The organism is Vibrio sp. V43_P6S15P86 (assembly GCF_009904725.1).
GTDB lineage: Bacteria > Pseudomonadota > Gammaproteobacteria > Enterobacterales > Vibrionaceae > Vibrio > Vibrio diabolicus.
Window position 1 is genome coordinate 1 of sequence record NZ_WXWT01000407.1, and the last position, 7,221, is coordinate 7,221.

Genomic DNA, 7,221 nt, shown 5'->3' on the forward strand with positions numbered 1-7,221 from the left:
GGATTGGTGCCATTGTTTACTTATATAAGCGTCTAGTTGAACGTGAAAGAAGCATGAGTATTGAAAACGTATCAGGCCAACCTTTAGAAATCATGAGCTTGCTTCGTATTAACCATGCTATTCCCGTTAACTCAAAAGGACACTAAAAATACCGGTTTAAACGGAGGTTGGCATGGTAAATCTTATACGACGATATGTAGTAAGCGGTCTTGTTGTCGGCATGTTTGGTTGTTCGTCGTTTGACTACCCAGACCACGGAAAAGGTGGCTTGGCGGAAAACTATCAAGATATCTCAATTGAAAATTATCAGTTTTCCCCAGTCATGCCCGATGAACCGTTAGGTCCAGAGCATGGGTTGAGGTTTGATTGGCAACTCACCAAGCTACACCTAGACGCGTTGATTCAAGAAGGCGCACGCTGGTGCTTTCCTGCAGCAGTCGTGCAAGCACTTGAGAAGCAAAACAGAATCGCACGTGAGCTAGAAGGGGGACTTCTACTCGATGCTGCTAACGACCTGGTGATTCAGCGTCTACGTTTAAACCAACTTGAACAGCAACTCGACTATGTATTAAGCCAAACCACTTGTACGCCACCCGATGATATTGAAGCATTGCGTAGCGATTTGAACGTCGTCGCTGAAATTTATGCACTCCTCAATATTGATAATCAATTTGCTGTCGATTCAGCAGAAATTAATCCAAAGTATATGGGACATTTGGCAGAAGCTGCCTACATTTTACGTGACCACCCTAACCTAACTCTTGTGGTGACTGGGCATGCCGATGTCACTGGCTCACCAGATTACAACCAGAAACTCGCTCAAGCGCGTGCAGAACAAGTGAAGCGTTACCTGACTGTATTTGGCATCACTTCAGAACGCGTAACCACCAAATCTGTGGGAGATAGCCTGCCGCTTTACGAGGGTGAAACACCTGCCGTGCGTTTAACCAATCGCCGCGTAAGCATCGAGGTTATTAGCCCTAATTCAGATAGCGATACCTCAGTAAATCGCAATCTATCTGTAGGAGGTGCGCTATGAACACGATGAAACCATTTATCACCTTAGTTCTTTTGTGCTTGGTCGCTTGGGTACCTACTTCGTCAGCTGATGAAAACAATACTGTTAAGGTCGGCGATTTAATTCAGATTAACCTACCTGGAGAAGCTTCTTTAAATAAAGGGTTTCAAGTCGATCGCCGTGGGCGTATTAACTTACCAGAAGTCGGCCCTGTATTTGTTGCTGGATATAATGAGCAACAACTCCAAGACGTGATTATCGAAACGCTAAAAACCGTGTATCGTGACGTAAACAACGCTCGAGTCTTTATCAAACAACAACAGTTATTAGTGTCGGTCCAAGGCTACGTGGTCAAACCCGGGGAATATACCTTACCTTCAGGTTCCAACATTCAAATGTTTGTATACGAAGCTGGCGGCCTTCGCGCTGGTGCTCAGCTCGATAAAATGATCGTTAAACGCGGCGACAAAAACATCGAGTTTGACTACAAACGTTTCCTTGATACTGGTGACAATAGCCAGCTCCCGGAATTGGAATCGCTGGACGTACTGTTTGTTCCAGCATCTCCACTCGTTGGGAATATTGAGCAAGAATTTGATGCAGCAAAACTCGCGAACTCAGGCGACAGCGCAGACTCCGCTCGTGCCATCAAAGTCTTTGGTGAAGTTAATGCTCCCGGCTCATTTTCTTACAAACCGAACACCACGCTCGTTGATGTCGTGATGAGAGCTGGCGGCGTAACACGATATGCCAGTGTTGAGCAAATTCGCGTGATCACAAATAACAACCCAACCATGTTTAATCTAAAAAAGTATCTGGATACGGGTGATCAAAGCTTACTACCAGAAATCCTACCGGGTGCCACCATTTTTGTTCCAAAACAGGAAGAAGAAATCAAAGCGGGTGCAAATGTGGTTTATGTCATGGGTGAAGTTGCTCACCCTGGCGCGTATGAAGGAAAGCAAGACGCTAGCTTCATGGATATTCTCGCCAATGCAGGCGGGCCTACTCGCTATGCAGAATCTCGCCAAATTCGTGTCATAAAAGCCGATGGTAAGGTCATCAAATTCGACCTAACCGCGCATACCGAGGGGCTGTCTTCGGTTAGACCACCGAATGTCGGACCTGGAGACGCGATTTTCGTCCCTGAGAAAACCGATTTCAACGAGAAGTCATGGCTAAAAGTGGCGCCAAGTCGAGCGGTCGCTGTGATGGGAGAAGTCGTGCGCCCGGGACGTATTGAATGGTCAGACGAAATGGATTTAATTGATCTGCTTGCGCATGTTGGCGGCCCAACACGTCGAGCTGACACCACCAAAATTGAAGTCGCCAATAATGGTCAAATGACACAGTTCGATTTAGATCAATACATTTTAGATGGCTCACCAACATCGAATCTGCCCCGAGTTGCTGCTGGTACGGTCGTAAGAGTCCATGCATTACCTGACGATCCATCAGACAACAAATCGCAATGGGTAAGCCAGAGCTCTGATGCCTCGATATATGTTTTCGGTCAAATCAATGCCCCTGGCCGCTATCGCTTTACTGAAGAGATGCACTTTCTGGATATTTTATCTGCCGCCGATGGACCAACAATGGATGCCGATATTCACAATATTCGTGTGACGCACCGAGGCCTAGGCTATGCCAAAGTGAGTAAATTGAATTTGTCGATGTACTTTGAAACGGGCGATGAGTCTATTCTGCCCCACGTTCGTCCCGGCGATACCATTTATATTCCGGAAAAAAACAAAAACTGGTTGGATCGCTCCAAAGAATCCACCGTGCGTGTATTAGGTGAAGTAAGAGACCCTGGGCGCTATGTATTTAATGACAACATGACGGTACTTGACCTGCTGGCCGAAGCAGGAGGCCCGACAAACAATGCGTATCTTGAAAAAATCAGTGTGGTCAACATGTCTTGCTGTCAGGGCCAAGCTCGAACATTTGATTTGGTGAACTTTAGCAAAACCGCCAACATTTATGATTTACCAGTAATCCGTGCAGGCGACACTATTTACATTCCACATAAAGACGAAAGCTTTGCTGAAAAAGCGAGAGCCGGATTAAGAGATATTTTACAAATCACCACAACCATCGTGTTAATAGGAGCGTTGTAATGACTATTCCTGCCACTCACGCTGAGATTGAGCAAATTTATCTTCAGAGTGAACAGAAAGGCCACAAAACGATTTGTGTTGTGGGTTGTAAGTCTGAAGACGGCGTCACTTCCGTTGCTTCATCTCTAGCAGAGCGTCTGGTTTTAGCTGGACACAATACTTTGTATGTGGATCTTAACCTGTTCAAGCCCGCGTATCGCACCATTCACGAGTTTGATGATGCCGAAAAAGTTGGACACCTGATCACAAGAGAAAATACGCATCAAACCTTCGTCGGTCTCCCTGCTCCATCTCTCGCCAGCACTCAATTGGCGTACCGAGACCCAACGATGCTGAAGCGCAATATTGCAGAGTGGTTAACGCAGTACGAGCGTGTCGTGATAGACACATCTCCACTTCTGAGTGTCAACCGAAGCAATATTGCCCCTCAAGTGATTGCGGGCGTATGTGATGCCACCTTATTAGTCGCACATTATGGCTCTACGACGGCAACCCAACTCGAACAAGCAAAAAAACTACTTGATGCTAGCGATGCGAATTTGATTGGTTCCGTGCTGAATATGAAGCATACACCTAGCCTGAAAGATGAGTTGATCCGCCAAGTTTCCAAGCTACGCTTTTTACCCAAAAAGTGGAAAGAAAAGATATCTCAACAAATTAAGAAAAGTGAACTGTTTATGTTATAGGGAGCGCCAATATGACTGCAAATAACACACCGACTATCGAACAAGAATTGGTGGATGAACACATTCTCCAGCAAATGATCAAAGATACGTGCGCCGAAATCATCCCTACGCTGATTGAACACTATATTGAAGAGTCACGAGAGCGCATGGAGAAAATAGAGCAAGCATTAAGCGCGAGAGACCTCCAAACATTAGAGTTCGAAGTTCATACACTCGGCAGCTCTGCCCTTGCTTTAGGTAACCGAACGCTTTCCAGACAAGCAAGAATGATTGAGAAATATTGTGTGGAAGGAAAAACACTAGAAGCATTGGCTCTCTGTGAGTCTCTTTCCCAGCTGGCCAATGAATCGTTTGACGCGCTAGAAAAGCGAAAAGATCAAGGGTTCGAGTAACCGTTTCAATAATAAATTATCTTATGAATCATCGCACTTATTAAAGTGCGATGCCGATATCATCTAAGACATTTACAATTTAACTTAATCAATTAAAAAGTATGGATTTTTCGCAAATTTCCCACCTTGTGCTAATACTTAGATAACGCTTTTCTCAAATTGAGAATATTCAGCACTAGAGAGCACTAAGTCATATAACTCGCTCATCACGCCAAATACAAATAATAGTGCTGACAAAAATCATAAAAGTGAAACGAACTACGTTGGGATAGGACTATGAGACCAAGGGTGTTACTGGTAGAAGACTCTACTTCACTAGCCATACTTTATAAGCAGTATGTGAAAGACGAACCTTATGACATTTTTCATGTTGAAACAGGTCGCGAAGCAATTCAATTTATTGAAAGAAGCAAACCTCAACTCATCATTCTCGATTTGAAACTGCCCGATATGTCTGGTGAAGACGTATTGGATTGGATCAACCAGAATGACATTCCGACATCCGTTATTATTGCTACAGCGCACGGCAGCGTAGACTTAGCCGTTAACCTAATTCAAAAAGGTGCGGAAGATTTCTTAGAAAAACCTATTAACGCTGATCGCCTAAAAACTTCTGTTGCGTTGCACCTCAAACGCGCCAAACTAGAAGATTTAGTAGAAAACATTCAATCCAAGTTTGATCGCCATAACTATCACGGATTTATCGGTTCAAGTCTTCCAATGCAGGCGGTATATAAAACCATTGATGCCGTTGCTCCAACATCTGCCAGTGTCTTTATTGTGGGTGAAAGCGGCACAGGTAAAGAAGTTTGTGCTGAAGCCGTGCACCGTCAGAGCGACCGTAAAGACAAGCCTTTTATTGCTATTAACTGCGGGGCTATCCCACGAGATTTAATGGAAAGTGAGATCTTTGGCCACGTTAAAGGCGCATTTACCGGAGCCACAACAGACCGAAAAGGTGCTGCGACGCTGGCTCACGGTGGGACGCTTTTTCTCGATGAACTGTGTGAAATGGAACTTGAGATGCAAAAGAAGTTGCTCCGTTTTCTTCAAACAGGAACCTACACACCGCTTGGCGGCACTCGAGAGATGAAGGTGGATGTTCGAATCATTTGTGCCACCAACCGAGATCCATTAACAGAAGTGGAAGAAGGTCGTTTTCGTGAAGATTTGTATTACCGCGTACACGTAATACCTATCGATATGCCCCCCCTACGCGAGCGAGGAAGTGACATTGTCACACTAGCCAAGCACTTTTTGACCACTTATGCCAAACAGGACAAAAAGAAATTCTCAACAATCGACAGCGAAGCTCAACATATCATCAAGCATTACGAATGGCCGGGTAATGTAAGGCAATTACAAAACATCATACGTAACATTGTGGTGCTTAATAATGACGAAAAAGTCACGGTGAATCACCTACCCGCTCAACTGACTAGAAAGTCTAAAACGGTGAGAACATCCACTCCCGCACATGTAACTCAAGAGCCAGCACCCCCTCCAACAATAACATCCCGACCAGTGTATGTTGAGGAACAATCGGCCCCCGCTAGAGAACCGTCAATACCGACACCGGAACCTAACATACAATCATCAGCGGCTGCCTCGCCGTACTTTAACTCTGATGGAACCATTCGCCCTATGTGGCAAGTGGAGCGTGAGGCGATTCAAAACGCAATCGCATACTGTGATGGCAACGTACTCAATGCCGCCGTAATGCTGGAGCTAAGCCCATCTACGGTTTACCGAAAAAAACAAGCGTGGGAAGCGGATGAAATTAATCTCGAACAATCTTGAGAAACTTGCCGTTGGTGAAATTTGGATTTTTCTTGATAGCCGCCTGTTTGGCGGTATCGAAAGTCACGTCATAGAGCTTGCTCGTGGATTAATGACATTTGGGCACAAAGCACGTGTTGTCTTAACGACTGAGTACTCGCCACCAGCACAGATTGTAGAGAAAGCAGAAGAATCCACCATCCCTGTGAGTTACTTGAACCATTTGTCTGGTGAGCCACATAAGGCATTAAAGATCAAACACCTAACAAGCGCGGTCGCCAATCACCAACCATCGGTCATTCACTCCCACGGTTACAAAGCGTCAATCTTAGCGCGCTGTGCCAAGCTACTCACGCGCACATTTCCTCGCTTGATTTCAACTTATCATGCAGGAGAATCATCCTCGGGCAAAATGTGGCTCTATGATTGGCTTGATAGAAGTTCAGGCTACCTCTCTAACCACTGCTTTTCCGTCAGCCCAAGCATTCAGCGCAAAGTCATTTTCCCTTCGGAACTGCTGAATAACTTTGTTTCGATTCCCGATTGTAATCTCAACTATCAAGAAATCGCCTTCGTCGGCCGATTGAGCCAAGAAAAAGGTGCCGACCAATTTATCGAAGTGGCTAAGCTCTGCCCAACACTGCATTTTAGTGTTTACGGTGATGGACCAGAAAGAGAATCACTCGCCCACATTGCCCCTTCAAATGTGATATTTTTCGGTCATCAAACTGAAATGGAGACCGTTTGGAAAAACATTAGCGTGCTGGTAATTTCTTCTCGCTATGAAGGCCTGCCTATGGCGGCGCTTGAAGCAATGGCTAGAGGAATAGTCGTGATGAGCCTACGCGTGGGTCGCTTGCCCGATATTATCCAAACTGGCGAAAATGGCTTTATTGTCAATGACATCCCATCTCTCGCTCAATGCCTTAAACATTGGATGTCTCTTGATGAAGCGCAGCAATCTCCCACTCGTCAAAACGCTCGGCAGACCATTATTGATGATTTCTCGGCGCAAAGCGTTATTCCTGTATTGCTACGAAAATATCAAATTGAAACGGAGCAATAGGCCATATTGGTTCTCAATATGAGAATATTGCTTCTCCCCTTAAGTCCAAGCACAAATATCTAATAATATTCAAACACATAAACTAATGGCATATTTTGGCATCTCTGTTGCAACTCAGCAGTTAACACAAGTTAATGATGAGACAGAGGTGACTTATGAC

The 7,221-nt window shown here is 45.1% G+C and carries 6 protein-coding genes and 1 pseudogene; all 7 read left to right on the plus strand.

Going from position 1 to position 7,221, the window contains the following annotated elements; all coding sequences use genetic code 11:
• Positions 1-146 (plus strand): annotated as a pseudogene (locus CAG69_RS18420) (STAS domain-containing protein); the annotation flags it as partial.
• Between the two features lie 26 nt (positions 147-172).
• A complete protein-coding gene (locus tag CAG69_RS18425) occupies positions 173-1,039 on the plus strand; it encodes an OmpA family protein (protein ID WP_161445564.1) in 867 nt (288 codons plus the stop codon).
• Entirely contained in the window at positions 1,036-3,138 is a 2,103-nt protein-coding gene (locus CAG69_RS18430) for an SLBB domain-containing protein (RefSeq protein WP_161445565.1), read from the plus strand. The genes CAG69_RS18425 and CAG69_RS18430 overlap by 4 nt, the downstream gene beginning before the upstream one ends.
• The gene (locus CAG69_RS18435; RefSeq protein WP_161445566.1) at positions 3,138-3,824 is read left to right on the plus strand and encodes an AAA family ATPase; all 687 of its coding nucleotides are present in this window, start codon (positions 3,138-3,140) and stop codon (positions 3,822-3,824) included. The genes CAG69_RS18430 and CAG69_RS18435 overlap by 1 nt, the downstream gene beginning before the upstream one ends.
• 11 nt (positions 3,825-3,835) lie before the next feature.
• A complete protein-coding gene (locus CAG69_RS18440) occupies positions 3,836-4,216 on the plus strand; it encodes an Hpt domain-containing protein (protein ID WP_005394262.1) in 381 nt (126 codons plus the stop codon).
• 276 nt (positions 4,217-4,492) lie between these two features.
• Positions 4,493-6,016, plus strand: a complete 1,524-nt coding sequence (locus tag CAG69_RS18445) for a sigma-54-dependent transcriptional regulator (RefSeq protein WP_161445568.1) — start codon at positions 4,493-4,495, stop codon at positions 6,014-6,016.
• The gene (locus CAG69_RS18450; protein WP_161445571.1) at positions 5,991-7,061 is read left to right on the plus strand and encodes a glycosyltransferase family 4 protein; all 1,071 of its coding nucleotides are present in this window, start codon (positions 5,991-5,993) and stop codon (positions 7,059-7,061) included. Before CAG69_RS18445 ends, CAG69_RS18450 begins: the two co-directional genes overlap by 26 nt.
• Positions 7,062-7,221 lie beyond the last annotated feature (160 nt).

Excerpts from the sequence above, each read along its gene's own strand:
- CAG69_RS18425 (WP_161445564.1), top strand. The coding sequence starts at position 173 with ATGGTAAATCTTATACGACGATATGTAGTAAGCGGTCTTGTTGTCGGC.
- CAG69_RS18430 (WP_161445565.1), top strand. The coding sequence starts at position 1,036 with ATGAACACGATGAAACCATTTATCACCTTAGTTCTTTTGTGCTTGGTC.
- CAG69_RS18435 (WP_161445566.1), top strand. The coding sequence starts at position 3,138 with ATGACTATTCCTGCCACTCACGCTGAGATTGAGCAAATTTATCTTCAG.
- CAG69_RS18440 (WP_005394262.1), top strand. The coding sequence starts at position 3,836 with ATGACTGCAAATAACACACCGACTATCGAACAAGAATTGGTGGATGAA.
- CAG69_RS18445 (WP_161445568.1), top strand. The coding sequence starts at position 4,493 with ATGAGACCAAGGGTGTTACTGGTAGAAGACTCTACTTCACTAGCCATA.
- CAG69_RS18450 (WP_161445571.1), top strand. The coding sequence starts at position 5,991 with ATGAAATTAATCTCGAACAATCTTGAGAAACTTGCCGTTGGTGAAATT.